Origin of the sequence: Pseudomonas sp. NPDC089408 (genome assembly GCF_044749445.1) — a bacterium.
Lineage (GTDB): Bacteria > Pseudomonadota > Gammaproteobacteria > Pseudomonadales > Pseudomonadaceae > Aquipseudomonas.
The window spans coordinates 52,653-79,564 of record NZ_JBIVHY010000005.1 but is presented as its reverse complement, the minus strand read 5'-3'; the positions used below and the strand labels follow the sequence as shown (position 1 = coordinate 79,564).

The 26,912-nt window shown below is 63.8% G+C and carries 26 protein-coding genes; 4 read left to right on the top strand and 22 right to left on the bottom strand.

The features are described 5' to 3' along the window. Nucleotides 1-136 precede the first annotated feature (136 nt). Together ACIP02_RS10295 and ACIP02_RS10290 are read left to right on the top strand one after the other, a co-directional pair. Nucleotides 137-937: a lipopolysaccharide biosynthesis protein gene (locus ACIP02_RS10295; RefSeq protein ID WP_400615874.1), complete on the top strand. Its 801-nt coding sequence runs from the start codon at nt 137-139 to the stop codon at nt 935-937. A 71-nt stretch (nt 938-1,008) separates the two neighbouring features. Further along, complete coding sequence (locus ACIP02_RS10290) at nt 1,009-1,509, top strand: methylated-DNA--[protein]-cysteine S-methyltransferase (RefSeq protein ID WP_400615872.1); 501 nt, start codon at nt 1,009-1,011, stop codon at nt 1,507-1,509. A gap of 4 nt (nt 1,510-1,513) precedes the next feature. Here the strand turns inward: ACIP02_RS10290 and ACIP02_RS10285 are convergent, their stop codons facing one another. From ACIP02_RS10285 to ACIP02_RS10275, 3 genes are all read right to left on the bottom strand, one after another. Next, a complete protein-coding gene (locus tag ACIP02_RS10285) occupies nt 1,514-1,756 on the bottom strand; it encodes a hypothetical protein (RefSeq protein ID WP_400615870.1) in 243 nt (80 codons plus the stop codon). Beyond that, nucleotides 1,753-2,490 (bottom strand): carbon-nitrogen hydrolase family protein, encoded by a 738-nt coding sequence (locus ACIP02_RS10280; RefSeq protein WP_400615867.1) that lies wholly within the window; start codon nt 2,488-2,490, stop codon nt 1,753-1,755. Before ACIP02_RS10280 ends, ACIP02_RS10285 begins: the two co-directional genes overlap by 4 nt. Nucleotides 2,491-2,565: 75 nt before the next feature. After that, the gene (locus ACIP02_RS10275; protein ID WP_400615864.1) at nt 2,566-3,081 is read right to left on the bottom strand and encodes a DUF3016 domain-containing protein; all 516 of its coding nucleotides are present in this window, start codon (nt 3,079-3,081) and stop codon (nt 2,566-2,568) included. A gap of 75 nt (nt 3,082-3,156) precedes the next feature. Here ACIP02_RS10275 and ACIP02_RS10270 point away from each other — a divergent pair, with 75 nt between their 5' ends. Further along, nucleotides 3,157-3,888, top strand: a complete 732-nt coding sequence (locus tag ACIP02_RS10270; RefSeq protein ID WP_400615861.1) for a metallophosphoesterase — start codon at nt 3,157-3,159, stop codon at nt 3,886-3,888. On the opposite strand, the gene ACIP02_RS10265 is transcribed toward ACIP02_RS10270, so the two are convergent. Further along, complete coding sequence (locus ACIP02_RS10265; RefSeq protein WP_400615859.1) at nt 3,836-4,450, bottom strand: LysE family translocator; 615 nt, start codon at nt 4,448-4,450, stop codon at nt 3,836-3,838. The two genes, ACIP02_RS10270 and ACIP02_RS10265, sit on opposite strands and share 53 nt — an antisense overlap. Nucleotides 4,451-4,679: 229 nt before the next feature. After that, nucleotides 4,680-5,489 carry an AraC family transcriptional regulator gene (locus ACIP02_RS10260; RefSeq protein WP_400615856.1) on the bottom strand — a complete coding sequence of 270 codons (810 nt, stop codon included), beginning with the start codon at nt 5,487-5,489 and terminating at the stop codon, nt 4,680-4,682. Between the two features lie 132 nt (nt 5,490-5,621). Here ACIP02_RS10260 and ACIP02_RS10255 point away from each other — a divergent pair, with 132 nt between their 5' ends. Next, nucleotides 5,622-6,245: a LysE family translocator gene (locus tag ACIP02_RS10255; RefSeq protein WP_400615854.1), complete on the top strand. Its 624-nt coding sequence runs from the start codon at nt 5,622-5,624 to the stop codon at nt 6,243-6,245. Here ACIP02_RS10255 and ACIP02_RS10250 read toward each other — a convergent pair. From ACIP02_RS10250 to ACIP02_RS10170, 17 genes are all read right to left on the bottom strand, one after another. Next, nucleotides 6,242-8,650, bottom strand: coding sequence for an autotransporter outer membrane beta-barrel domain-containing protein (locus tag ACIP02_RS10250; RefSeq protein WP_400615852.1), 2,409 nt, complete (start codon nt 8,648-8,650; stop codon nt 6,242-6,244). The genes ACIP02_RS10255 and ACIP02_RS10250 overlap by 4 nt on opposite strands. A 132-nt stretch (nt 8,651-8,782) precedes the next feature. Further along, the gene (locus ACIP02_RS10245) at nt 8,783-9,058 is read right to left on the bottom strand and encodes a peptidylprolyl isomerase (RefSeq protein WP_013972552.1); all 276 of its coding nucleotides are present in this window, start codon (nt 9,056-9,058) and stop codon (nt 8,783-8,785) included. 231 nt (nt 9,059-9,289) lie between these two features. Continuing rightward, nucleotides 9,290-9,769 carry a serine protease inhibitor ecotin gene (gene eco / locus ACIP02_RS10240; RefSeq protein ID WP_201207465.1) on the bottom strand — a complete coding sequence of 160 codons (480 nt, stop codon included), beginning with the start codon at nt 9,767-9,769 and terminating at the stop codon, nt 9,290-9,292. Between the two features lie 55 nt (nt 9,770-9,824). Further along, the gene (hbdH, locus tag ACIP02_RS10235; protein WP_400615849.1) at nt 9,825-10,595 is read right to left on the bottom strand and encodes a 3-hydroxybutyrate dehydrogenase; all 771 of its coding nucleotides are present in this window, start codon (nt 10,593-10,595) and stop codon (nt 9,825-9,827) included. A gap of 26 nt (nt 10,596-10,621) precedes the next feature. Beyond that, nucleotides 10,622-11,638, bottom strand: a complete 1,017-nt coding sequence (locus tag ACIP02_RS10230; RefSeq protein ID WP_400615847.1) for an ABC transporter permease — start codon at nt 11,636-11,638, stop codon at nt 10,622-10,624. Continuing rightward, nucleotides 11,638-12,696 carry a microcin C ABC transporter permease YejB gene (locus ACIP02_RS10225; RefSeq protein WP_400615844.1) on the bottom strand — a complete coding sequence of 353 codons (1,059 nt, stop codon included), beginning with the start codon at nt 12,694-12,696 and terminating at the stop codon, nt 11,638-11,640. Before ACIP02_RS10225 ends, ACIP02_RS10230 begins: the two co-directional genes overlap by 1 nt. Further along, nucleotides 12,693-14,621 (bottom strand): extracellular solute-binding protein, encoded by a 1,929-nt coding sequence (locus ACIP02_RS10220; RefSeq protein ID WP_400616429.1) that lies wholly within the window; start codon nt 14,619-14,621, stop codon nt 12,693-12,695. The genes ACIP02_RS10225 and ACIP02_RS10220 overlap by 4 nt, the downstream gene beginning before the upstream one ends. Before the next feature lie 11 nt (nt 14,622-14,632). After that, on the bottom strand, nt 14,633-14,914 hold the full coding sequence (locus ACIP02_RS10215; RefSeq protein WP_009686645.1) for a peptidylprolyl isomerase: 282 nt from the start codon (nt 14,912-14,914) through the stop codon (nt 14,633-14,635). 79 nt (nt 14,915-14,993) lie between these two features. Further along, the gene (locus ACIP02_RS10210) at nt 14,994-16,055 is read right to left on the bottom strand and encodes a 3-deoxy-7-phosphoheptulonate synthase (protein WP_400615841.1); all 1,062 of its coding nucleotides are present in this window, start codon (nt 16,053-16,055) and stop codon (nt 14,994-14,996) included. Between the two features lie 553 nt (nt 16,056-16,608). Next, entirely contained in the window at nt 16,609-17,160 is a 552-nt protein-coding gene (locus ACIP02_RS10205; RefSeq protein WP_400615839.1) for a YbhB/YbcL family Raf kinase inhibitor-like protein, read from the bottom strand. Nucleotides 17,161-17,208: 48 nt separating this feature from the next. After that, a complete protein-coding gene (locus ACIP02_RS10200; RefSeq protein WP_400615836.1) occupies nt 17,209-17,517 on the bottom strand; it encodes a hypothetical protein in 309 nt (102 codons plus the stop codon). Nucleotides 17,518-17,782: 265 nt separating this feature from the next. Further along, nucleotides 17,783-19,081 carry an MFS transporter gene (locus tag ACIP02_RS10195; RefSeq protein ID WP_400615834.1) on the bottom strand — a complete coding sequence of 433 codons (1,299 nt, stop codon included), beginning with the start codon at nt 19,079-19,081 and terminating at the stop codon, nt 17,783-17,785. 531 nt (nt 19,082-19,612) lie between these two features. After that, a complete protein-coding gene (locus tag ACIP02_RS10190; RefSeq protein ID WP_400615832.1) occupies nt 19,613-20,746 on the bottom strand; it encodes an HlyD family secretion protein in 1,134 nt (377 codons plus the stop codon). Beyond that, entirely contained in the window at nt 20,743-22,392 is a 1,650-nt protein-coding gene (locus ACIP02_RS10185) for an MFS transporter (RefSeq protein ID WP_400615830.1), read from the bottom strand. The genes ACIP02_RS10190 and ACIP02_RS10185 overlap by 4 nt, the downstream gene beginning before the upstream one ends. 117 nt (nt 22,393-22,509) lie before the next feature. Further along, complete coding sequence (locus tag ACIP02_RS10180; RefSeq protein ID WP_400615828.1) at nt 22,510-25,017, bottom strand: excinuclease ABC subunit A; 2,508 nt, start codon at nt 25,015-25,017, stop codon at nt 22,510-22,512. 165 nt (nt 25,018-25,182) lie between these two features. Continuing rightward, the gene (gene tssA / locus ACIP02_RS10175) at nt 25,183-26,280 is read right to left on the bottom strand and encodes a type VI secretion system protein TssA (protein ID WP_400615826.1); all 1,098 of its coding nucleotides are present in this window, start codon (nt 26,278-26,280) and stop codon (nt 25,183-25,185) included. A 94-nt stretch (nt 26,281-26,374) separates the two neighbouring features. Continuing rightward, complete coding sequence (locus tag ACIP02_RS10170) at nt 26,375-26,893, bottom strand: type VI secretion system tube protein Hcp (RefSeq protein ID WP_016499518.1); 519 nt, start codon at nt 26,891-26,893, stop codon at nt 26,375-26,377. Between the last annotated feature and the right edge of the window lie 19 nt (nt 26,894-26,912).

Below are 26,912 nucleotides of genomic sequence, written 5' to 3'. Positions count from 1 at the left end.
AGGCTGTGACCAAACCCGCCAAACAAAGGACTGGCGATTGACTAAAGTTCAGATGAGTAAAGTTAGGTAAAAGCGGCCGCGAGGTATACACGGATCAGTATTGTGGCTTGAACTGTCCAGTCCAAAGAAGCCATTGATGAACACACTTTCGTCGCAGCCGAGTGCTGAACGCGGGGCGTTCTCCAGTTTCGAGGCGTGTCGCAACACCCAGCAGGGCCCGGTGGTGATTCTTGCCTCCGGCGCCTCTGCCAGGCATTTCCCCTTGGCAGAGTTTGCCCATCTGCCCGTCATCGCCATGAACGGCTCGGTCGCCATGACCGCCGAACACGGCATCAAACCGTTCTTCTACGTGTGTACCGACAAAAGCTTCCGCCAGCAACAGCCGGGCTTTTTCGCCACCGCCGTGCGCGACAGCGAACGCCTGGCATTGTGGCCCGAGCAGTATGCCGGTGCCGATGTGCCGGCCGGCACCGAGCGTTATGCCTTGCACAAGGCCGACACACCGGGCCTGCTCGACGGTTTGCGCGGCCATAGTGACAGTTGCGTGTGCAACCGCGCGTTGTGGAGCAAGCGCAGCCGCTCGATTGCCTTCAGCAAAGACCTGGCCCACGGCTTTTTCGATGCCCGCACGGTCGCGTATGTGGCGTTGCAGCTGGCCTATCACCTGGGTTTTGAAGAAGTGCTGCTGGTCGGGGTAGACCTCGACCAGAGCGTCGGGCGGTTCTATGAGAATGGTCAGGGCCAGTGCTCGCCTTGCGGGCTCGACCAGCACTGGGACAGCCGCATCCTGCCGTCGCTGACGCTGATGGCCCGCGAAGTGGTCAATGAGCATTTCCATGTCTACAACCTGTCGGCGACCTCGCGCATCCCGGTCGAGCTGATTCCCAAGGTCAACCTCAACCAGGCACGACGCATTGCTGGCTGCGCAATTAACTGAGCAAGAAAGCGGATGCAGGCAAGACTGTGGATGCGTACAGTGGCTTTATCGCAAACTGCAGGAGCCCGCTGATGTCCAGCGCATTCACTTTCATGCAATCACCCGTCGGCACGCTGACCCTGGTGGCCCGTGGCGATTGCCTGGCCGCCGTGCTGTGGGAAGAGGAACGAGAGAACCGTGTACGCCTGGGCGCGCTGCACCGCGACGACCAGTGCCCGGTATTGTTGGAAACCGCTCGCCAATTGGGTGAGTACTTCGTCGGCAAGCGCCAGCGTTTCGAGTTGGCGCTGGACTTTGTCGGCACTGGGTTCCAGCGCCAGGTGTGGGCCGCGCTGCTGGCGATACCGTTTGGCGAAACCCGCAGCTACGGCGACATCGCCCGGCAGATCGGCAACCCCAGTGCGGTGCGTGCGGTGGGCGCCGCCAATGGCCGCAACCCGATCTCGATCATCGCCCCCTGCCACCGGGTCATCGGCGCTTCGGGCAGCCTGACCGGGTTCGCCGGCGGGCTGGCGGCCAAACAGTATCTGCTGGCGCTGGAAGGCCGGCAGAGTCTGGCGCTGGACTTGTAAGGCGTCAGCCGAACCCGCTGACGACCAGGCAAGCCACAACCGCCAACACAGAGCCGGCCATCAGGGTGTAGTGCCGCTGAGCCCGTCGTGCAGCCTGGCTGACCTCGCGCAGGTACTCGCCGGGCGTCGGCGCATCGGGTCGGTGACGCAGGCCTTCGGCCACCTCTGCCAACTGGCCACGGATGAGCAGGCCAACCACGTAGTAGGTGCAGGCATAACTGAGCAGCGCGAGGAACAGATAAGTCATGCCGTGGCCAGGGGGAGGGCCTTGGCGCTGGCATTGCCAGTGTCCAGCAAGATCAGCCCCTCGCTGTGGTCATCCAGGCTGGCCAGCAAGTGGCCCTGGCTGTCCCAGGCAGCAGAGCCACCAGCGCCGATGAACGTGTCGGCCGGCCCCACACAGTTGGCCAGCAGTACCGGCATGCCCAGCTCGCGGGCTACCTCGGGGTAGTGCGTGTAGCCTTCACGAATGCCTTTGGCGGTTTTCGCTACGCTGACCAGGTACAGGTCGGCGCCATGCTCACGGGCTGCAGCGGCATGCGCCATGAACATCGACTCAAAGCAGATGGCGGGTGCTATGCGGTGCTCGCCCAGCGGCAAAAGCAAGGCGTGGTCACCGGGGGTGAACCATGGCAGCTCATCTACGTGCAGGCGCCGCTTGGCATAGGCCTGGCGCGGTGCCCCAGGGCTGAAGATCGGCATGCCGATGCGTATGCCGTCAGGCGTTGGCAGTGGCAGGCCTGCGGCCACGGTAATACCCAGCCGGTCACAGGCAGCCTGCAGCGGGTCCAGCCGTATGGAGGTGACGGGCAGGGCCGCCTGGCGTGCCACGCTGGGTTCATAACCGGTCAGCGACAACTCGGGGAATACCACCAGTTCGGCGCCAAGGGCAGCCGCCTGTTCGATACAGGCCAAGTGGCGCTGCAGGTTGCCTGGCACATCGCCCTTGAGCGACGCCAGTTGTACGGCGCAAAGCTTCATGTGGACCATTCCCTGGTACAGGTTGAAGGGCCGAGCATACTATCGGCACCAACACCCGTACCAGTGAAGGTTTTTTCAGGATGCGGGCTGGGTGGCGAAGCGTTGGCGGAACCAGTCGTCGAGCATGGCTTTTTCTGCATGCAGGCGGTCACTGCTGCTGGCGACCCGGCCCGGGCGGCTCAGGTACATCTTGTCGCTAACCCGTTCCTGTGCCTGTTGCTCGGGCTTGCCGGGTTGGTTGAGGGTATAGCTGAGGTCAATCGTTGGCCAGGTAATCTCACGCATGAAGCGCACATCGTAGGCCTGGCTATGCCACGGCTCGAAGCGCCCGGCCAGGTCGATGTCGCGAATGACGATGATCAGTTGCTCGTCGGCTGGCAAGTAGCGCTGGCCGAGTTTCTGCAAGTACTGGGTGAGGGTTTTCATCACATAGGCGTCTGCGCCGCGTTCATAGCCGTGGTTGTCGAGGCTGGCATCGCGGAATTTTTCCGGGTGGTCGAAACGCACCTCGACCTGCGCGGGTGGGGTAGCTTGTGCCATGCTGTCCATTGACAGCGCCATAAGCACGGCACACACGAGGGCGGTACGCATGATGCACCTCCGGGGCGGATTGCGGGTGCCTTCATTTTACCCCTGGCAAGGCGCTACCAGCAGAGGAAGATTGTAATGGGACGGTTTCGGCGGCTGATGGCCAACCTGCGGGGGCGGGACCTGGCCGTTGGCGATATCCATGGGCACTTCCAGCGCCTGCAGCAATGCCTGGATGCGGTGGGGTTCGACCCGGCCGTGGACCGCCTGTTCAGCGTGGGTGACCTGGTCGACCGTGGGCCGGACAACGAGGCGGCGCTGCAATGGCTGGCGCAGCCTTGGTTCCATGCCGTGCAAGGCAATCATGAAGCGCTGGCAATTACTCGCGTACGTGGCGGGCGGCTTGATCTGGAGATGTACCGCGCCGCCGGTGGCAGCTGGTTTCTCGACCTGCCACGGGCCGAGCAATTGCGCTATGTGGAGCGCTTCGAGCAGTTGCCGATTGCGATAGAAGTTGAAAGTGCAGCGGGGCTGGTTGGCCTGCTGCATGCCGACAGCCCGTTTGCCGATTGGGCGGTACTGCGGGACTGGCTGGAGCTGGAACTGGACCACGACCCCAAGGTACGGGAAGTGTGCCAGTGGTCGCGGCGACGGCTGAAAGTGGGCGATACCGAGCCGGTGCAAGGCCTGCGTGCCTTGCTGGTGGGCCACACCCCCGTGCTGGAGGCCAAGCTGCTGGGCAATGTCTGGCACCTGGACACCGGGGGCTGGGCCAGCGGCCACTTTACCTTGATGGACATGCGCAGCCTGACGCTACTCAGCCCCGGGCCAGGTGAAACAGCAATGCCGCGGCCAGCAGCACCAGCATGAGCCCGGAGGCCCGTTCCAGCCAGGGCAGGCTGCGGGCGAAACGCCGCAATACCCGTTGGTTGCCGATGGCCATGGCCACCAGCAGGTCCCACAACAGCACGGCACTGAACATCCACAGCGCGTAGGTGGCTTTCCAGCCGACGCTGGCACTGGCGACCATGCTGGCCAGGCTGGCGTAGAACAGCGCGTTCTTGGGGTTCAGGATGCCGGACAAAAAGCCCATGGCCAAGCATCGCCACCAGCCGTCAACGGCCTGCTCGCCAGCGACGACCCCCAGGCGGGTTTGCCCGGCATGGCGCAGGAACAGCGTGCCGATGTACAGCAGGTAGCCGGCGCCGGCCAGTTGCAGGCCAGTGAACAGCGGGCTGCCTTCCTGCAGCACTGAAAGCCCGGTGAAGGCCATGGCGATGAACGCACCATTGGCCAGCGCAATGCCCAGGCACGCGCCGCTGGCGATGCGCCAGCCGCTGTTGACCGAAGTGCGCGCGACCAGAAAAAAGTCCGGGCCGGGCGAGAGCAGGGCAAGAAAGTGGGCGAGGGCGATGATCAGGAATTGTTGCATGGTGCGGGCGGCTCTGGGGGGGAAAACCGCAGTCTGCTGGCGGGCGGGTTGGGCGTATTGAACAATATTGCAAATGCCAGAAGCTGACGTGGTCCCGTGTAGGAGCGGCCTTGCGTCGCGATGGGCTGCGAAGCAGCCCCGACGATCTCCGCTGCGAAGCTGAGAATTTGGGGCTGCTTCGCAGCCCATCGCGACGCAAGGCCGCTCCTACAAGGGACCGCGCAAATCTTCAATCGCCCCGATACTGCCCCGGCGTCACCCCCACATGCGCCTTGAACACCCGCTGAAAATGGCTCTGGTCGGCAAACCCGAGCCGGTACGCCACCTCTGCCAGCGCCTGCCCTTCACTCAGCAACTGTCGCCCTCGGTTGACCCGCGCGTTCAGCAGGTAAGCATGCGGGGTAAACCCGGTAGCCGCGCGAAACGCCCGGATCAACTGATAGCGGCCAAGCCCGGCTTCCCGCGCCAGTACCTCAAGGCTCAACTGCGCCGGGTCCTGGCCTTCGACCTGTGCGATCAGCCCGCTCAGGGCTGTCGCCGGCAAACCCGGTGCTGGCGCAAGCGGCGGCTGCGCGCAAACGTCCAGGTCGCCGAGAAAGGTAATCAGCGCTGCATCTTTTTCACGGGTGCTGGCGCTGGAAAACAACACGCGGTTCAGCTCGCAGAATTGCGCATACACCTGCGGCGCCCGGCAGATACGCGCCGGCTCCCCAGCCCCCGCACCGCCCAGCCCCGACTCCTGCCGCACGTGCATCAGCCAGTCGGCATCCACATGCAGCATCTGGTAGCTCCAGGCTTGCCCGGGGGCGGGGTTGCAGGCATGCAGGCGATGGGCCGGGACCATCACCAGCGTGCCGGGTGTCAACCGCGCCTGACCGTCGGCAGCACCGCTGAAAAGGCTGAAGCCGGCATCCACTGCACCAATGGAAAACGTCGGGTGGCTGTGGGCCTTGTAGCAAGCGCGGCTGTGGCAGGCGCGGCGGCTTTCGACATGCGGCAGCGCCGGGTCGCGCCACAGCACGGCATGAGAAGAAGGCATCAGGGTGGTCCTCGGTATCCTCGGCAGGGTAACAGTTGTCACGCACCCGTACAGTTTTTATCGTTGGCTGTAACTTGACCGCAAGGCCCTGCACGCGCCGAAATAGACGCTTGTTGCCCGAGGAAAACAATAATGGACCTTACCAGCCTGCTGCTCTTTATCCCTGCCTGCTTCGCCCTGAACATGGCACCGGGGCCAAACAACCTGCTGTCGCTGCACAACGCCAGCCGCTACGGCCTGCGCACCGCCTGTGTGGCCGGCGGCGGGCGCATCCTGGCCTTCAGCGGCATGATCGCCCTGGCCGCCATGGGCCTGGCTGTGGTGCTGCACACCAGCGAATACCTGTTCCTGGCGATCAAGGTGGTGGGCGCCGCGTACCTGTTCTACATCGCCTGGCAACTGTGGCGTGCCCCAGTGGGCGAGGCCGTGGTGGCCAGCGACCACCCGCGCGGCACCTGGCGGCTGGCACGCCAGGAGTTTTGGGTGGCAGCCGGCAACCCCAAGGCCATCCTTATCTTCACCGCCTTCCTGCCGCAGTTCGTCTCGGTGGGCAGCGCTACGCCGGTGAGCGAGCAGTTCCTTTGGCTGGGCGGGTTGTTCCTGCTGCTGGAGTGGGCGGCCATTGCCATCTATTCGGGCCTGGGTGCCTACATGCAGCGCTGGTTCAGCCAGCCCGGCCCGCGGCGCCTGTTCAACCGGGCCAGCGCCTCCCTGCTGGGCTGCGCTGGCCTTGGTCTGCTGGCTGCGCGCCGCTAGAACTGCCAGCGCACGCCCAGGTTCACGCCGCTGGCTTCCTGCTGGCGGCTGTCCAGGTTGGTGGTGTACTGCACGCCGCCATGCAGGCTTAAAGCTTCGCTGACCTGCGCCACCAGGCCGCTTTCCAGTTGCACCGAGGTGTAGCGGTAGTCGGCCTTGATCTTGTCGACGCCGTCGAAGGTCAAGGTGTCGCGGCCACCGTCGCCGTGCCACAGGTTGACCTGCGCATAGGGCTGTAACAGGCGGTTGCTGCTGCCTTTGAACGCACCCTCCAAGCGTACCCCCAAGCGGCCGGTCAGTTCGACCTGAGCGTCGTAGCTGACGTGCGAGACACTGTCGCTGGCGCTGTCCAGCGAGACTTTCTGCGCGATCAGTTGAGCTTGTGGCTCCAGGGTCCAGCGCTCGGACAGGGCGATCAGGTAACCGGACTCCAGCGAAGCGGTCCAGGCGTGGCCGTCGATGTTCAGTTTGTCGCCACGGTCGGAGCGCGCCCGGCCATCGAGGCTGGTGTACTGCAGTACGGCATCCAGGTAGGCGCCTTGAGGGCCGACCAGCGTCCAGTAGGTACCGACGCTGTCGCCATCAAGTTTCAGGTCACCGACGCTGCGGTTTTGCACGGCCAGGGCGAAGCCTTTGACGTCGGCGTCCAGGCGGCTATGGCTGACGTAGAAGCCGACATGCTGGCGATAACCGTTGTCGCCAACCTCGGCGTACAGGTCCTGGCCGACCTTGAAGCCATACAGGTCGCCATCCAGGCTCGGGCTGACCGTGCCGCTCCATTGCTGGCGCAGCGCGCCGCCGTAGGCCTGGCCCCAACTGGCAGGCAGGCCACCTTCACCCTGGAGCAATTGCTGGTCGCCATGGCGCTGGTGGAACGTGCCCAGTGCCTGGCGGGCGATGATTGCGGCGCCCCGCGGTGCTGCGGCATAAACCGGCACTTCTGGGCGATACAGCGGCAGGCTTTTGCCTTGCACCGGTGCTGGTAGGTCAACCTGGCCGGGTGCAGGGGCGGCGACCGGTGGGGTGACGGCTGGTGCGACCACGACTGGCTCGCCCGGTTGAGTTGGCTGAGTTGGCTCACCCGGTTCCGGTAGAGGGGCTGGGGCAGGTGGCGCGACCAAGGTCGAGCGCAGATACCAGCTGTTCTCACTGCCTGCCGTCACGCCACCTTTGAACAGCCGGTAGTCGTAGGCCCCGGCCGAAAGCGTCTGGGTCTGGACGAAGGCCGTGGCTGTGCTGGTGGCGCCGTCACGCGCTTCGACCACTTGAATGCCGTTGCGTGACGTTACTGCACCTGCGCCCCCCAGGTTATTGACTTGCAAGCGAGTACTGCCGTTGATCGAACCCCGGCTGACGACAAGTCGGTCAGACGCTGCATCGTCACCGGCGAGCACGCTGTTCACACGTAGCAGGCCGTTATCGCCCTCGTAATTGCCGTTTATAGCCAGTCGGCCTTGGGCGTCATTGCCCGTACTGAGGTCGATTGACCCAGCATTGAACACTGAGGCGCTTTGCCCGTTGTCTTTGGCGGTGATCGTTCCTTGCCGGGATAGCAGTGCGCTGCTGTCATCGATGAGCAGGTCACCGGTGCCGGTGTCGTCATCGCCGAGGGTTAATGTGTCGTCGAGCGTGAGGCGGCTGTTATCGAAGACGCCTATGGCCTCCCAGTTCACATACCGCGCACCACCGTCGATCTGGCTTTTTTCGAACAACAGGCTATCGCTGCCAGCGCCCCCATCCAGGACAGTGACCAATGTCTTCGAGTCGAGCCCCGTGATATTGGCCTGGTCGTCACCTGGCCCCATTGTGATTGGGCCGCCGATGCGCCCGCCTGACCAGTTAAAAATGTCGTTATCGTTGCCGGCACGTATCTCACCTTTGAGCGTACCGCCACTGATGGTGATCTTGTCCACGCCGCTACTGGTGCTGATATTACCGCCGATGGTGCCGCCGGTGAGGATGATCGTGTCATTGCCAAGGCCGCTGACCACGTTACCAATAACGGTTGTTTGGGTACCCGTTGTCTTGGTGTCCTCGGACATTTCAAAGAAGTTATCGGCAAGCTTGAGGTCTACCCGGCCAATGCTGCCACCTTTGAACCACGCTGTATCACCATCTTCGAAGGCGCCCGTGATGGTACCCCCTGTCATAGTGAATGTGTCCATGTGGCCGCCTTGGTTCAATGACCCTAGCGTGCCGCCAGACATGGTGAACGTGTCCTCACCATCGCCTTGTTGTAATGACTGCACCGCACCCCCGTTGAGAGTGAAGGTGTCAGCAGCCGACGTTTGCACGAGGGCACCCAGGTTCTCACCCGTTGAAACGGTCAGGGATTGGCCATGGGTTAGCAAAGGCAGGGTCAGCAGGGGGAGTGCAACAGGCAGCAGCAAGCGGGGGCAACGCATAGGCAGGTCTCCGTGTCCATTGAAAGGACCACTACCTGAAGCAACGCCGTCTGGCGGCTACGGCCCTGCCTGATTTGTATGCATTGTGCGGTGAAGGGACAACTGGCAAAAATGCTAGGTGGCCCGGGGCTATCAGTCGCGATAGAAGGTTTGCACCAGGTGGTAACCGAACTTGCTCTTGATCGGCCCATGCACCACGCGCAGGGGCTTCTTGAAGATCACCTGGTCAATGGCGCCAACCATCTGCCCGGGGCGGATTTCGCCCAGGTCGCCGCCGCGCTTGCCCGAAGGGCAGGTGGAGAACTTTTTCGCCAGTACGTCGAAAGCCTCGCCGTTGGCGATGCGCTGCTTGAGCTTTTCGGCTTCGTCAGCGGTTTTTACCAGGATGTGGCGGGCTTGGGCTTTCATGGGGCGTACCTGTGCTTCGTGGGCAAAAAGGCGCGCATTATGCCTGAATTCATTGGCTCAAGGCGATGGTGCGGTCCCTGTAGGAGCGGCCTTGCGTCGCGATGGGCCGCAAAGCGGCCCCAAATTTTCAGCTTCGCAGCCGAGATTGCCGGGGCCGCTGCACGGCCCATCGCGACGCAAGGCCGCTCCTACAGGGACCGCGCCAAGCTTCAGGCAGCAGGGGGGCGCACGTTACTCTACTTTAGCCTTTTGCACGTCCTGCGATGCCGACCACACGCGGTAGCGCACCTCGACATCCTTGGGCACATACACCACCACAGGCAGCTTGCTGTTGTAACGCAGCATGAAGCCTTCACCCACCACCGGCACGAAGGCCTTGGTCTTCTTGCCGTCCGGGCAGGCCATCAGGGTGCTCGCCGGGCCGCTGACCTTGTCCAGGCGGTAGTAGTTATAACCCCAGCCTTCCAAGGTACGTTCCTCGAGTTTGCCGCCCAGGCGTTGGCGGTTGCAGTCCACTTGCAGGGTCTTGCCGGCGAGTATTTCCAGTTGATAGGCCGATTCGTCAGCCTGGGCCGGCAGGTGAATAACCTGCCGGGTGAAGCCTTTTTCGGCCTCGGGGTAGGGCGCGACGTCCTTCAGGCTGGCAGCTGATGCCTGCGCAGCGGCAGCCAGGGTCAGGGCCAGAATCGCGGTCATCGGGGTAGGGCGCATAAGGCCTCCTTGCAGATAAACGAATGCGAGACCACCACCAGGCCCAGGCCGCCCGTCACTGGGCCAACCATCCACCATCAACGTTCCAGGCGGCGCCACGAACCTGGCTACCGGCCTCGCTACACAGGAATAGTACCAGCTCACCGAGGTGCTCGGGGGTAACGAAGGCCAGCGAGGGTTGTTTCTCTGCCAGCAGATCGTGCTGCGCTTGCAGCGGGTCGCCACCGTTGGCCGCACGATCGTCGATCTGTTTCTGCACCAGCGGGGTCAGCACCCAGCCCGGGCAGATGGCATTGCAGGTGACTTGGCTGGTGGCCGTTTCCAGGCCAACCACCTTGGTCAGGCCGACCACGCCATGCTTGGCTGCCACATAGGCCGCCTTGCCGGTAGAGCCGACCAGGCCATGCACCGAAGCGATGTTGATGATCCGCCCCCAGTTGCGCGCACGCATGCCCGGCAGCGCCAAGCGCGTGCCATGGAACACCGCCGACAGGTTGAGGGCGATGATCTTGTCCCAGCTCTCGACCGGGAACTGCTCGACCGGCGCCACATGCTGGATACCGGCGTTGTTGACCAGAATGTCGACGCCATCGAACTCGCGATCAGCCAGGGCGAACAGCGCTTCGATCTGGGCTACGTCCGACAGGTCGGCCGGGTGATGGACTACCTTCACCCCGTGCCGGGCAATCTCGACCAGCGCTGGTGCGGGGTCGCCAAAGCCGTTGAGCACGATGTTAGCGCCCGCGCGGGCCAGTACCTGGGCAATGCCCAGGCCGATGCCGCTGGTGGAGCCGGTGACGAGTGCAGTCTTACCGTTGAGGGTCATGTAATGCTCCTAAGGATTCACTTAACCTAGCCTCTGGGGTCAAACGCCTCGCGCAAGGCATCCCCGATAAACACCAGCAACGACAGGATCACCGCCAGTGCAAAAAACGCGGTAAAGCCCAGCCACGGCGCCTCCAGGTGCTGCTTGCCCTGGGTCACCAATTCACCCAGCGAGGCGCTGCCGGCCGGCATGCCGAAACCCAGGAAATCCAGCGCCGTAAGCGTGGTAATTGCCCCGGTCAGCATGAACGGCACATAGGTCAGGGTGGCATTCATGGCATTGGGCAGGATATGCCGCAGCATCACCTGGCTGTCTGGCAAGCCCAGCGCCCGGGCGGCTTTCACATATTCCAGGTTACGCCCACGCAGGAACTCGGCGCGCACCACGTCGACCAGGGTCAGCCAGGAAAACAGCGCCATGATCCCCAGCAGCCACCAGAAGTCCGGTTCGACAAAACCGCTGAGGATGATCAGCAGGTACAACACCGGCAGCCCCGACCACACCTCCAGCAAGCGTTGGCCGAGCAGGTCGACCCAGCCGCCGTGGTAGCCCTGCAGGGCACCCGCGACGACGCCGATGAGCACACTGACCACGGTGAGGGCGAAGGCGAACAGCAATGATACCCGCGTGCCGTACAACACCCGCGCCAGCACGTCGCGGCCCTGGTCATCGGTGCCCAGCCAGTTGCTTGCGCTCGGCGGGCTGGGCGTAGGCACTTGCAGGTCATAGTTGGGGGTATCGGCGCTGAACGGGATGGGCGCGAACAGCATCCAGCCGCCCTGGTTTTCGATCAATTGGCGCACATAAGCGCTGCGGTAGTCGGGCTGGAACGGCAGTTGGCCGCCAAATTCCTGCTCGGTGTAGCGCTTGAGCGCCGGCACGTACAACTCGCCTTTGTAACCCAGCAGCAAGGGCTTGTCGTTGGCCACCAGCTCGGCGCCCAGGCTCAGCAACAGCAGGCCGGCAAACAGCCACAGCGAAACCCAGCCAAGGCGGTTGCGGCGAAAACGGTGCAGGCGGCGACGCGATACCGGCGACAGCATCAGTGCGCCCTCGTGTCGAAGTCGATGCGCGGGTCAAGCAGGGTGTACGACAGGTCACCGATCAGGCGGATCAGCAGGCCCGCCAAGGTAAAGATGAACAGCGTGCCGAACACCACCGGGTAATCCCGCGACACGGCGGCCTCGTAGCTCATGCGGCCCAGGCCATCGAGCGAGAAGATCACCTCGATCAGCAACGAGCCGGCAAAGAACACTGTGATCAGCGCCTGCGGCAGGCCGGCTACGACCAGCAGCATGGCATTGCGCAGTACATGGCCGTACAGCACCCGTCGCTCGCTGAGGCCCTTGGCCCGGGCGGTGACCACGTACTGGCGGGAGATCTCGTCGAGGAAGGCATTCTTGGTCAGTAAGGTGAGGGTGGCGAAGCCGCCAATCACCAACGCCCCGACCGGCAGCACCAGGTGCCAGAAGTAGTCGGCAACCTTGCCCAGCAGGCTCAGCTCGTCGAAGTTGTCCGAAACCAGGCCGCGCACCGGGAACCAGTTCAGCGACGTGCCACCGGCGAACAGCACGATCAGCAGCAGGGCGAACAGGAACGAGGGCAAGGCGTAACCGATCACGATCAGCGCGCTGCTCCAGGCATCGAAGCGGCTGCCGTGGCGCACGGCCTTGCGGATGCCCAGCGGGATCGACACCAGGTAGGTGATCAGGGTTGCCCAGAAACCCAGCGACAGCGTCACCGGCAATTTGTCGAGGATCAGGTCGGTCACCTTGGCGCCACGGAAGAAGCTGTTGCCGAAGTCCAGCCGGGCGTACTGGCTGAGCATCAGCCACAGCCGCTGCGGGGCGGTTTTGTCAAAACCGTACTGGCGTTTTATTTCTTCGATCAGTTTCGGGTCCAGGCCACGGGTGGCACGCGACTCACCGTGGACCACCTCGGCCCGTGCGCCGGGTGCGCCACCACCAATGCCCTGCAGGCGCGCCACGGCCTGTTCCACCGGGCCACCCGGCGCGGCCTGGACGATGACGAAGTTGACCAGCAGGATCGCCAACAGGGTCGGGATGATCAGCAGCAGGCGGCGCAGCACGTAGCTGGTCATGGGGCTGGCTTCCGTCGTTCGGCCATTTGCTCATTGGTCAGTGCAGTCGGGCTGACTTCCCACCAGGTGTCCAGGCCTTCGTCATAGGTGGCCGGGACCTTGGGCAGGCCAAAGCGGTTCCACCACACGGTAGAGCTGCCCGGCGGGTAGTAGTTGGGGATCCAGTAGTAGTTCCATTGCAGTACCCGGTCCAGGGCATGGGCGTGGTGCAGCATGTCGGCTTGGCTGCTGGCGCGAACCAGGCCATCGATCAGGCGGTCCACGGCCGGGTCCTGCAGCACCATCAGGTTGTTCGAACCAGGGTCATGGGCGGCTGCCGCGCCAAAGTAGTTGTACAGTTCGGCACCGGGCGACAACGTGACCGGGTAGCCGGTGACGATCATGTCGTAATCGCGGGCCATCAGCCGGTTGACGTACTGGGCCGAGTCGACGTTGCGGATGTTAAGGGTCACGCCGATCTGCGCCAGGTTGCGCTTCCACGGTAGCAGCAGGCGCTCCAGGCCTGCCTGGCCATTGAGGAAGGTGAACGCCAGCGGTGTGCCTTCGCTGTTCACCAGGCGGTCACCCTCGGGGTGCCAGCCGGCTTGCTCGAGCAGGGCCAGGGCCTGCAACTGCTGCTTGCGAATGATGCCCGAGCCATCGGTGACCGGGGCCGTGAACACGGTGGTGAAGACTTCGTCCGGTACTTTGCCGCGCAGCGGTTCGAGCAGCTTCAGCTCACCGGCATCCGGCAGCTGGCGGGCGGCCAACGGGGTGTTGGAGAACAGGCTTTGCTGGCGAATGTACAGATTGCGCATCATCTGCCGGTTGCTCCACTCGAAGTCCCACAGCATGCCCAGCGCCTGGCGCACGCGGCGGTCCTTGAACCGTGGCTGGTCGAGGTTGAACACGAACCCCTGGGCCACTTGCGGCTTGGCCGGGCCCAGGTGGGCGCGTTGCAGGCGGCCGTCGTCCAGTTGCGCACCGTTGTAGCCCAGGGTATAGGCGGTGGCGGAAAACTCGCGGTTATAGTCGTAGCCACCGCCCTTGAGGATCTGGCGCGCCACTTCGGTGTCGCCGAAGTACTCGATGCGCAGCTTGGCAAAATTGTAGCGCCCACGGCTGGCTGGCAGGTCACGCGCCCACCAGTTGGGGTCGCGGTCGAAGGTGATGCTGCGACCGTTGTCGATTTGGCCGATGCGGTAAGGCCCGCTGCCGACTGGTTTATCGAAGCCGGCACCGTTGGCAAAATCGCGCCGCTGCCAGTCGTGCTCGGGCAGTACCGGCAGGCTGGCCAGGTCCAGCGCCAAGGTGCGGCCGTGGCCGGGTTTGAAGTCGAAGCGCACGCTGTGCGGGCCTTCCACGGTCACCCCGGTAACATCAGCGAACTGGGTGCGGTACTTGAGGCTGCCCTTGCTCATCAGCAGTTCGTAGGTAAAGCGCACGTCCTCGGCGCGTACCGGTTTGCCATCGGCGAACGTAGCGCGCGGGTCGATGTCGAAGCGCAGCCAGGCGTCGTCCGGCCCACGCTCCATGCGCCGGGCGATCAGGCCGTAGACGGTATAGGGTTCGTCGAATGAGCGCACGGCAAGCGGCGCGTACAGCAGGCCATCGACTTCACTGACGCCGATGCCTTTGTCGATATAGGGCAGGATATGGTCGAACTGGCCGATTTCCATGGCCGAGCGGCGCAGGATGCCGCCTTTGGGGGCGTCGGGGTTGACGTAGTCGAAGTGCTGGAAAGTGGTGGTGTAGCGAGGGGCTTCGCCGTAGACAGTGAGGGCGTGGGTGGGGGCAGCCGGGCTATTGAAGGCAAAACAAAGCAGGAACAGGTAACACAGGACCTGTAGGAGCGGTTTTACCCGCGAATGCGCCAGATCAGGCAACGACGTTGCGTGAACGGACGCATTCGCGGGTAAACCCGCTCCTACAGGGGACATGAGCAGCTACTGGCTACTTAGTCCTGGCGGCTGGTCACTTCCAGCAGGTGGTAACCGAACTGGGTTTTCACCGGGCCTTGCACGGTGTTGACCGGGGCGCTGAACACCACGGTGTCGAATTCCTTGACCATCTGGCCTGGGCCGAACGAGCCCAGGTCACCGCCTTGGCGGCTGGACGGGCAGGTGGAGTTGGCTTTGGCGATTTCTGCGAAGTCGGCGCCTGCTTCGATCTGGGCTTTCAGTTCGTTGCACTTGTCTTCGCTGGCAACGAGGATGTGGCGGGCGGTTGCACGGGCCATGGGTACTGCTCCTTGGGGTAAAAACGCAAGCCTAGCGCACTTGTCCGGGGTATGTCTCGCCAGGCTTGCAGCCATGGGCCTAGAGTTTTTGTGCCGCCTCGCGCAACAGCGCTTCGGTCGAGGCCCAGCCCAGGCAGCCATCGGTGATCGACACGCCGTATTTCAGTACGCCCTTGCCCAGCGCCTGGCAACCGTCGAACAGGTGCCCCTCGATCATCACGCCAACCAGTGAGCGGTCGCCGGCCAGGCGCTGCTCCAGCACGTCGTTGAAGACCGCAGGCTGACGCGCCGGGTCCTTGCCACTGTTGGCGTGGCTGCAATCCACCATGATCCGTGCCTGCAAGCCGACCTTGGCCAGTGCCTGGCGGGCCATGGCGATGCTATCGGCATCGTAGTTCGGGCCTTTGTGGCCGCCGCGCAGCACCAGGTGAGTGTCCGGGTTGCCCAGGGTCTCGATGATTGCCGGGTGGCCCTGCGCATCCATGCCGAAGTGGCGGTGCGGGTGGGCGGCGCTGCGCATGGCGTCGCTGGCGATGGCAATGCCGCCGTCGGTGCCGTTCTTGAAACCGACTGGCAGCTCCAGGCCGCTGACCATTTCCCGGTGGACCTGCGATTCGGTGGTGCGTGCGCCAATGGCAGCCCAGGCCAGCAGGTCGTCGAAGTAGCCGGCGGCCATCGGTTGCAGCAATTCGGTGGCAACTGGCAGGCCGCGTTCGATCATGCTCAGCATCAGCCCGCGGGACAAGGCAATACCCGAGTGCATGTCGTCGCTGCCATCCAGATGCGGGTCGTAGGCCAGGCCTTTCCAGCCCACGGTGGTACGCGGTTTTTCGACGTAGGCGCGCATCACCAGCAGTAGCTTGTCGTCGACTTCGCGGCTGAGGGCGGCCAGGCGGTCGGCGTATTCCAGGGCCGAGCGAGGGTCGTGGATCGAGCACGGGCCAACGATGACCAGCAAGCGCGGATCACGGCCTTCGAGGATGTTGCGGATGGCCTGGCGGTGGGCCTGGACTTGCTGGGCCAGTTCGCTGGACAGCGGCATTTGCTGTTTGAGCAGGTGCGGGCTGGGCAGGCGCTTGCTGACGGTGGTGTTGGCCGCTTGCGGCTGGGTCAGGGGCAGGGCGAGGCTGGAAGCTTGCATGGCGTTATTCCCTGGGCGGACGGCGGGTTCTGGCCCGCGCGGTCGGCCCTATCGAGGTGTTCGACAGATCGTTGAATTCGTATTGGCTACTGCATTGCCACCTGTGCAGGACCGATCGGAGGCGGCAGGCTGGCCCGAACGGGATTGGCTAAATCGCCAGGCATAGGTGTTTGCGCAGTAATAAGTGGCGTAGTTCATGAATCTGTCCTCAATGTGAATCGGTGTTGTTCAAGGCCTGAAAAGCAAAACCCCCGGTCGGGAAGCCGACCGGGGGTTTGAGTATTCTCATGTTCGGCGGCCCCTCGAAGGTGGGCGCCGTGTGGGTATCGGCGCCTAGTGGCTAAACCAATACCCAAAGTAATAGCTGGCAGGTGCCACGCAGCCGGCAACGGCCAGCACTGGGCGCAGGCTGCGACCGGTGTGGTTGGCGTGGTTGCGGGTGTGTGTTGGCATGTTGCTCTCCAGTGAATGAGCCCGAGCTTACTTCACTTCGCCCGGGCCATTCAATGGATAAATACTATGACGTTGATCATTTATTTATGTACTGGTTGGTTCAATGCCCATAGCGCCCGATCAGGCTCTGTGCACCCAATGCATGGCCCTGCAGCAGTTCCAGCAGCCCGTTGCGGTCCAGGCCTTCGGGCAGGGTGCCCAGCGGCAGGTCGGTGGCGACCAGGGTCAACGCGTAATGGTGCGGGTTATCACCGGCGGGTGGGCAAGGGCCGCGGTAACTGAGGGTACCGCGGGAGTTGCGGCCGACGGTGACATATTGCCCGCTCAGCCCGGCCATGCCTTCTTGGAGCCCATCCTGCTCGGGGTCGATGTTATAGGCGAGCCAGTGCACCACGCCAATGCCCTTGCCACCGTCCGGATCGAACATGATCAGGGCCAGCGACCGGGTACCCTCGGGCAGGTTTTTCCAGCTCAGCTGCGGGGTGCGCTCTTCGCCTGCGCCGCAGGCCGGATCCAGGCCAACCTGCTGCAACGCGATAGTGCCGCCGTCGGTGAATGATGACGAACTGATCGACAGCGCGCCCTGGTTGCTGCCGGCGGCCAGGGCGGTGCACGGCAACAGGGCTGCGAACAGCCAGCATTTAAAGTGCATGTGGGGGACCTTGGCAGAGCGTTGGGCTCAGTCTAGACCAAGCCTGCGTCAGTGGCTGTCCTGGTCCTCGGCGCTGCCCCCGCTGGCGCCGGCACCGGAGCCGGTGGCCTCGCCAGTGCTGTTGGAACCACCGGCGGCACCGTCATGGGTGGAGTCGGTGCCGGTATTGCTGCTGTCATTGTCCCGGGCACCGCCAGGTGTATTGACGCTGCTGCCTTCGCCGGGTGTCTTGCCGCCGGTTTGGTCAGTTTGCGGGTGGCTGTCGGTGTTGGTGCTTTCGGTGGCCGCGAAGCTGGTGCCGCTCAGCATGGCCAGTGCCAGCGCGAAGGACAGCGAAAGAGGGCGAATGCGGATCATGGGAAGTCTCCTTGGCGGATGATCTGTCATTCGTTTGGCTGGGCGGTGAGGATGGGGTGCCTTCCGGGCGACGAGTGGTCATTGAACCAGCACATCTCGCCGACCTTCGCGCACTCTGTAGGAGCGGCCTTGTGTCGCGATAGGGCTGCGAAGCAGCCCCAGCAATTTGTGCATTTTTGCTGAAATCCTGGGACTGCTTCGCAGCCCTATCGCGACACAAGGCCGCTCCTACAGGGGGCCGGCGTTAACCGGCCAGGCTGAGCAGTTATTCGGGGCGCTGCGCTTGCGCCGGCGCCGGGCTTTCCACCGGTTCCAGCGGCGGATGCTCCTGCGCCGCATGCATCAGGTCTTCAGTCACGCGCAACTCGGCACCGGTTGGCGAGAAGGTGGTCGAAGCGGCGAACGGTGCCGGGTGCTCTGCCGCCGGGCGCTTGCCACGGCGCCACATGAAGAAGCACACCATGGCCAGGTTGACCACGGCAAACGCCCAGAACAGCCCTGCCTCGCCAAATTCGGTCATCATCGGCGAAATGGCCAGCGGCGCCATGGCCGAACCCAGCGAGTTGATCAACAGCAGGCCCTGGATCATCGGCACCAGCGCATCGGACGGCGCCCGGTCGGCCGCATGGCTGACCGCTACCGGGTACAGGGTGAACACGCCACCTCCGAGCAGGAACAGCATGGCCGGCAGCAGGAACGAGTCCGACGGCAGAAACACGGTAACCAGCGACAGCACCACGCACAGCGCAGCCAGGGCAATCAGTACATCCTGGCGGTCCTTGCGGTCGGACCAGCGCCCGACCGGGTATTGCAGCAGCATGGCGCCGAGGATAACCCAGGCCATCATGTTGCCGACTTCGCCTACCGCCAGGCCAATGCGCTGCAAGTACAACGGCAGCAGGGCATAGATGCCGGCAATTGCCACGCCCGAGCCGAAGCAGCCAACCAGGCCCGAAGGTGCCACCCCCAGCAGTTGGCGGGGTTTGAGGGGTTCGACCTGGTCCAGCAGCGGCGACACCCGTGGCAGGATCACGATGGGCAGCACCGACAGCGCGGCCAGCACGCCGGCCAGCATGAACGGTGCCGTTTCGCCCAACTGGGTGATTTCGCCGAGACCGGCCTGGGCAATGACCCCGGCGCCATAGAAGGCGATCATGTACAGCGCCAGCAGGCGGCCGCGGATTTTTGCGTCACCGGCCAGCAGCAGCCAGCTTTCGATCACCAGGAACACGCCCACCGCGGCCCAGCCGTTGATCAGGCGCAGCACCGACCACCAGGTCACGTCGTAGAACAGCCCCTGCAACAGGATGGTCACGGCGATCAGCGAGGCGAAGCTGGTGTAGGCGCGGATGTGGCCGATGCGCAGGATCAGCCGGTCGTTAAAGATGGCACCCAGGGTCAGGCCGATGAAATAGGTTGACGAGACGACACCAATGGTGGTGGCAGACTCACCGGCAGCGCCCAGGCGCAGGGTGGTCAGGGAAGACATGAAGCCGTTGCCCAGGGCGATGATGAACAGCCCGAGCAGGGGCGCCAGCGCCATGGCCAGCAAACGCGGAGACATACGTACCTCTAGTTGGATGAGCGGAATGAGCGCCTTCTCGGACGCGCACACCGGCTCGACCCGACAAGGGGCGAGTGGTCATACGGATGCGACCTGGGCAAGACTCAACCGCTGGGCCCTTTGGGAAATGGGCCGGGCGGGGAGGGTTGAGCCTATTTCACATGTGCGTTCATGTGTTCAGGCACGGACTCTGTCATTGCTGCCGGTTGCCACCGTTCAAGGCGACGGGCGAAAAGGAAGCGCGATTCTACGGGGTTGCAAGGATTTGCCCAAGGGGCTTGGGTGTGCGACGAGACGCCGCAGTCTGGGGGCGACATGCAGGTGTCTTGGGCAGACATCTTGGGGCTGCAATCAACTACCTGTCGTTTGCCTGGTTGCCGGTGGTGCTGGCCTGGTGGATGTAAGCCTGTACCGGCCTCTTCGCGGCGGTTCGACGCCTCGATAAACCCGCTCCTACAACGATAGCGAACCTGTGTAGGAGCGGGTTTATCGAGGCGTCGAACCGCCGCGAAGGGGCCAGCAGCAACACCCTCAATGCTGACTACGGGTATCGATACTGACCACCACCGACATCCCTGGCCGCAGTTGCCTGGCTTGCGGCTGGTCGGCATCCACGGTGATGCGCACCGGTATCCGCTGGGCAATCTTGACGAAGTTGCCGGTGGCGTTGTCTGCCTGCAACAAGGCAAATTCCGAGCCGGTGGCCGGCGAAATCTGTTGTACATGGCCCTGTAGCTTCAGGTGGTTCAGCGCATCCACGGTAAAGCTCACGGGTTGGCCGATGCGCACTTGGGCCATTTGCGTTTCCTTCATGTTGGCGATCACCCACAGTGTGTCGGGTACCAGTGCCATCAACTGCGCGCCGGAATTGACATAAGCGCCCAGGCGCGTGCCGATCTGCCCAAGCTGGCCATCGCGTGGGGCGGTGACGCGGGTGTTATCGAGGTCGATACGGGCCAGCTCGACGGCTGCCTTGGCGTTTTCCACCGACGCCTTCAGTGCGGCCCGGTTGACCACCACGGTCTCACGGTCCTGACGGGCGATTTCCAGTGCTGCCCTGGCCTGGGCCAGGTTGGCGATGGCGGCCGCGTTGCTGGCGCGGGCCAGGTCCAGTTCGCGGCGTGATACCGAGCCATCGTCGACCAGCGCCTGATTGCGGCCGAGGTCGGCTTTGGCCTTGGCTGCCTGCGCCTGGGCATCGCCAATGGCTGCCTGGCGCTGGGCAATGGTGGCTTCGGCACTGTTGCGCTGCTGCAGGTTGTTGGCCAGGGCTGCCTGTTGCTGCTGCAGTTGGGCAATGGCCTGGGCCAGGCGCTGCTTGTAAATGCGGTCGTCCAGTTGCACCAGCAGGTCGCCCGCCTTGACGAACTGGAAGTCGTGCACCGGCACATCGACGATGTAACCACTGAGTTGCGGGCCGATGATGGTTACCTGGCCACGGACCAGGGCGTTTTCGGTGCTCTCGATGGCACTGCTGAACGGTGGCAGGCGCCAGGCATACAGCACCAGCAGGATGCCGGCCAGGGCCACGGCAGCGAAGCTTATCGAGGACAAGATGCGCACCCGCCGCGTGCGAACCGGGCTGCCCGGTTCGCTGGGTGGCGTGGCGCCTTCCGGGGTTTCGGCGATGGCGGTGGTGGTCGTGGTACGGGTGTCGTCGGTCATCGGGTGGGCGCGCCGGGGGTGGAGTCGGTGGAGGTGGCCTGGCGTTTCGCGTACCAGAGCCAGGTGCTACGGATGCAGATCCAGATCATGGTCAGGATAGCGATGCTGCCGATCAGCACGAACACATCGTTGTAGGCCATGACATTCGCTTCGCGGGTGGCCGCGCTGGCCAGCAGGCGCATGCCGGCTTCGCTGCGCAGGGCCGGGTCGGCGATGATACCGCCATAACCGGCGCCGCCGCTTTGCACGCGGGCATTGACCAGTGGCTCCAGGTAGCTGAGGCGGTCCATCAGGTGGCTGGAGTGAAACTTCTCCCGCCAGGTCTGGAAGGTGCCCAGCAGCGCGGCGCCAATCAGGCCGCCGAGGTTGTTGCAGATGCCGAACAGCACCGAAAAGCTCACCAGGTTGCGCGGGTTGGCGCGCACATGGCTGATGCCCAGGGCCATTGATGGGCCAAGGAAGAAGGTGCTGCCAAAGGCCAGCAGAAACTGGCTGAAGTACATCTGTGCCGGGCGCGTGAGGTTGCTGGAGCTGCTGTCCATGAACGCACCGGCGGCCATGGCCAGCAATGAGACGAACAGCGGAATCACCAGATGGTTGGGGTTGATGGTGAGCGCGCTGCTGGCCAAACCCGCCACCGCGCCCAGCAGCATGATCGCGTAGAGCGTGCGCATCTGCTCGCTGCCCATGTTCAGCGCTTGCAGAAAACCGACTGCGCCGGTGGACTGTTCCGAGGTGACCATACGGATCAATACCACGCACAAGGCCAGGCGAATGATGGCGCCGCTGCCCAGCCAATGGGTCATCAGCAATGGGTTGCGGCGGTTGTGTTCGATCGCCAGGCCGCTGAAGATCAGTGCGATCGAGGCCGCCAGTGCCATGCCGATCCACGGCGCCTCCAGCCACCAGTCGATGCGCCCCAGCGACAACACGGCGCAGAGCAGGGCAGTACCGCTGGCCATCAGCGTGAAGGTCAGGAAGTCCAGTGGTTCGAAGGTCTTGAAACGGTCGCCGGGCGGTAGCTTGAGCATCAGCACAGACCCTAGCGCCGCCAGCGCCAGGCCGAGCTCGAACAGGTACAGCCCGCGCCATTCGGCGATCTGCAGCAAGTCTTCGGAAAAGATCCGCGCCAGCGGCAATGCCAGCTGCGAGGCACCCAGGCCAAGCACCATGGCCTTCAACCGCCATTGCGCCGGGAAGGCCTGGATCATGTAGTACAGCCCCAGCGAGCTGAGCGCCGCGCCGACCATGCCGTGGGCTGCGCGCACGGCAATGGCCGAGTTGAGGTCGTTGACCAGCAAGTGGGCGAAGGTGACCAGGGCGTACAGCACCAGGAACACCTCGGTGAAGGCCCGCAGGCCGTACTGCTGGCGGAACTTCACCAGCAGCAGGTTGATCGACACGTTGGTCATCACATACGCGGCCGGCAACCAGGCCATTTCCGCCGTGGTCGCGCCCAGTGCGCCCTGCAGAAATACCAGGTTGGCGGTGACCAGTGCATTGCCCAGGCCGCCGGTGATTGCCACCAGCAGGCCGACCACGCCGTAGGCCAGGCGTTTGCCTGGCGAATGCAGGGGCGTGGAAGGGGAGCCCGGCAGGCTGGGCTTTTCGTGGGGGAGCCACTGGCGGGGGGCGTATTTGTCCATGGGCAGACTTTACTTTAGCGTTGGCGGCAAAGAAAACAGTCTACAGCCTGTGCCGACCTCATCGCGGGTAAACCCGCTGTAGGAGCGGGTTCACCCGCGATGAGGCCGGCACAAGCGCTACAAAGCCTTGGCCAAAAACTCCGCCGTGCGACTTTCCTTGCACCCCGCCACCACCTGCGGCGTACCACTGACCACCACCTTGCCCCCGGCATCCCCAGCCCCAGGCCCGATGTCGATCACCCAGTCGCTCTGCGCCACCACGCGCATGTCATGCTCGACCACCACCACGCTGTGCCCACCCTCGACCAGGCGGTTCAATTGCACCAGCAGCCGGTCGATGTCCTGCGGGTGCAGGCCGTTGGTAGGCTCATCCAGCACATACAGCGTGGCCCCACGGGCCATGCGCTGCAGTTCGGTGGCCAGCTTGATGCGCTGCGCCTCGCCACCGGACAGTTCGGTGGCCGGCTGGCCCAGGCGCAGGTAACCCAGGCCGATATCCTGCAGTACTTGCAGGCAACGGCGCGCCGGGGGCTGTTCGGCAAAGACTGCCAGGGCCTGGTCGACGGTCAACTGCAGCACTTGTGCGATGTTCATGCCCTGCCAGCTCACCGCCAGGGTTTCGGGGTTGTAGCGGGCGCCATGGCAGGTCGGGCAGGGCGCGTAGACACTGGGCATGAACAGCAACTCGACGCTGACGAAACCTTCGCCTTCGCAGTTGGCGCAGCGGCCCTTGGCCACGTTGAACGAGAAACGCCCGGCATCGAAGCCTTGCGCCTTGGCCTGTTCGGTGGCGGCAAACAGCTTGCGCACGTGGTCGAACAGCCCTGTGTAGGTGGCCAGGTTGGAGCGCGGCGTACGGCCGATCGGCTTCTGGTCAACCTGCACCAGGCGTTTGATGCTGCCAAGGCCCGAGCTGACATGGCCGCTGCTGGCCTGTTCCGGCTGGTCTTCGAGGCTCTGCTCTTCGGGTTCGCTACGTTGCTCGGCATGGCCCAGGTGCGCCCCCACCAGCTCCAGCAGGGCCTGGCTGACCAGGCTCGACTTGCCCGAGCCGGAAATACCGGTGACCGCAGTGAAGCAGCCCAGCGGGAAGGCAGCGCTGAGGTTATCGAGGTTGTTGCGGCTGACGCCCTCAAGCTGCAGCCAGTCTCGGGGCTGGCGTGGCGCCCTCGTCGCCTGGGCGGGTGCGCTGAACAGATAGGTGCGGGTAGAGGATTGCTCGACATCGGCCAGGCCAGCCGGCGGCCCACTGTAAAGGATGGTGCCGCCATGCTCACCGGCCGCCGGCCCGACATCCACCAGCCAGTCGGCGCGGCGCATGGTGTCCAGGTCGTGCTCCACCACGTACACCGAGTTGCCCGCGTGCTTCAGGCGCTGCAGGGCTTCGAAGAGCGCTTCGCTGTCGGCCGGGTGCAAGCCGGCCGAGGGTTCGTCGAGCACGTAGATGACGCCGAACAGCTGCGAATTGAGCTGGGTGGCCAGGCGCAGGCGTTGCAATTCGCCGGAAGACAAAGTCGGGGTGCTGCGTTCCAGGGCCAGGTAACCGAGGCCGAGGTCGAGCAACGTATCGATGCGCTCCAGCAGTTCGTTGGCAATGCGTTGCGCCGCCAGGCGCTTTTCAAGGGTCAGGTCGTCCTGCGGTTGCGAAAGGTAATCCGCTTTTGCCACATTGCGGAACACCTCGGCCAGCGCCTGCAACGACAGCTGCGACAGTTCGGCAATGTCCAGGCCGGCAAAGGTCACGTTCAGCGCCTCGCGCTTCAGGCGCTTGCCCTGGCACAGCGGGCAGGGGCTGGGGAGCATGTACTGGGCAACGCGCTTGCGCATCTGCGCGCTCTGCGAGTGCATGAACGTATGCAGCACGTAACGCCGGGCGCCCATGAATGTGCCCTGGTAGCTGGGTTCCTGCTTGCGCTTGAGTGCTTCGCGGGTTTGCGCCGGGGTCAGCCCGGCATACACCGGCGCGGTGGGCATTTCTTCGGTGAACAGGATCCAGTCGCGCTGTACCTGGGGCAGGTCGCGCCAGGGTACATCGACGTCATAGCCCAGCGTGACCAGGATGTCTCGCTGGTTCTGCCCTTGCCAGGCCATCGGCCACGCCGCCACCGCGCGCTCGCGGATGGTCAGCGATGGGTCGGGGACCATGGTCGCTTCCGTCACTTCATAGACCCGACCCATGCCGTGGCATTCCGGGCAGGCCCCCTGGGGCGTGTTCGGCGAAAAGTCCTCGGCGTACAGCATCGCTTGCCCGGCAGGGTAGTGGCCGGCTCGCGAATAGAGCATGCGGATCGAGCTGGACAACGTGGTCACGCTGCCCACCGAAGACCGCGCGCTCGGCGTGCCACGTTGTTGCTGCAGCGCCACCGCCGGCGGCAGGCCCTCGATGGCATCCACGTCCGGCACACCGACCTGGTCGATCAGGCGCCGGGCATAGGGCGCTACCGATTCGAAGTAGCGGCGTTGGGCTTCGGCATAGAGGGTGGAAAAGGCCAGCGAGGATTTGCCCGAACCTGACACGCCAGTGAATACCACCAGGGCGTCACGGGGGATGTCGACGTCGATGTTCTTGAGGTTGTGCTCGCGGGCGCCACGCACGCGGATGAAGCCGGTGGGGGTGTGCGGCATGAGGGGGTCCTTGGCGATGAGAACGCTCAAGGTAGCAGTATTTGTGCTGGCTGTGCCGGCCTCTTCGCGGGTAAACGCGCTCCCACATACGCATAACGTCTGACGCTTTGCGGTACCTGTAGGAGCGGGTTTTCCCGCGAAGAGGCCCGCAAGCCTGCTACAAGGTCAGGACCTTGGCTCGCGAGTTCCCAGCACATCGCGGATGTTGTCGACCACGTTGCTGTCCTTGATCACATCGCTCAACCACCCCTCGAGTGGCATGTTGCCCCACTTGATGGCGCGTTCGATCAGGTACGGCACCGGGCTTTGCGGTTCGCTCTGCTTGAAGAACTGGGCAATGCCCGCGAGCATCGTGAAGGCCTCGTCACGCGTCAGTGGTGTGGTCCGCATGGGTGCAGGTGTGCTGCTTTGGACAGGCGTGTTCATCGAGGCACCTGTTTCGTTGGAAGGGGCAGGGGCGGCAGCTGTCTCAACGTCGGGCAATACGGCAGGGTGCAGTTCGACGCCGCGGTCCTTGAGCAGCTTTTCGGCCAGTTGGCTGGCACGTAACAGCATGTCGGCGAGGCCAGCAAAGCTGGGCGCCTCATGACCGAACAGGCGGTCGATACAGGCTTGCAGGCGGTTGCAGGCTTGCAGGCTGGTTGCGATCTGCATGGCCTTGGTGCGCAGGTGCCCGGTGTCGCTCAGGGCCACCGAGCGCTGGAAAATTTCGGCGTTGATCTTGCCTTCGTTCAGCGCGGTCTGCATGGCCTTGGGGTTTTGCAAGGCGAGGTTTTCTACGTGGCGTGATTCGTCATAGCGCAGCACGCCGAAATTCTGCCCTTGGGTAATGGGCAAGCCACCGGCAATGTCGGTGAGTGTGGTCTTGAGCCAGGACAGCCGTGCGGCACGTTCGTCCAGGCCGTCATCAAGCGACGGATAGGCGCTGTCCCAGAAGCTATCGAGGACGCGTTCGGTCAGCGCGAGGCCAAAGCTGATGCCTTCGAAATGTTCGCGCTGGGCCAGGCCTTCGCTGAGCCAGGCGACCAGCATCAGGTCTTTGCTCTGCTGTGCCAGCCCTTGTGCCGAAAGGTGGATGACCTGCTCCCAGTCAGCGGTTTTCAGGTCGGTCTGCCAGTCGCCCTGGGTCAGGTAGTCAGGGTCTGCCCGGCGTGCTTCCTTGATCTGGTCGAACAAGGCAGAGAAGCTCAAGTCTTCGCCGCTACCACCGTTGATCGGTGCGGCCAGCTCGGCCAGCGAAAGGTCGTTGAGGATTTCAGGCATATAACACTCTGATCAGGACAGGAAGGCAGCGTGCCGGGTTACCCGGCACGCTGCAGAACACGGGCCGCCTGTGCGGCCCATGGGCAAGCGCTGCTTAGGCGAAGACTTTGTTCGCGGTACGATCCCAGCCACCGACAATGTTGCCGCCAGCCTGGCCGTCGGTGCGGTTCTGCTGGGTGTAGGTGGTCTTGATACGGGCGAAGTTGAAGCTGATTTCTTCGATCGGCAGGTCGCTGACAGCCTTGTCTTCGCCACCCTGGTTGCCACCGGCGACGAATTTGACCGACGACACCACGACTTCTTCCATGTCGATGGTCAGGTAGGTGACCTTGTCGCCACCGGCGCGGTTCACGTTCAGCTTCAGTTTGGCAATGTGCTTGCCGGTGCAGCAGTGTTCGAACAGCTTGGCCGAAGCTTTGTCGACAGCCTTGCGGATCTTGAAGTCGCTCAGGGCAACACGCTCGGAGGACGCACCGCCCGAGGAGCTGGCAGTTGCCGAAGTGGCCTGGGTGGCGCCGTACTCGTAGCCCAGCACTTCGATCCAGTCCTTGTGCTTGTCGTCCAGTACTTCGCCTGGGATGCCGTCGATTTGGATATACGCGTCAAATGCCATTGTGAAACTCTCCATTAAC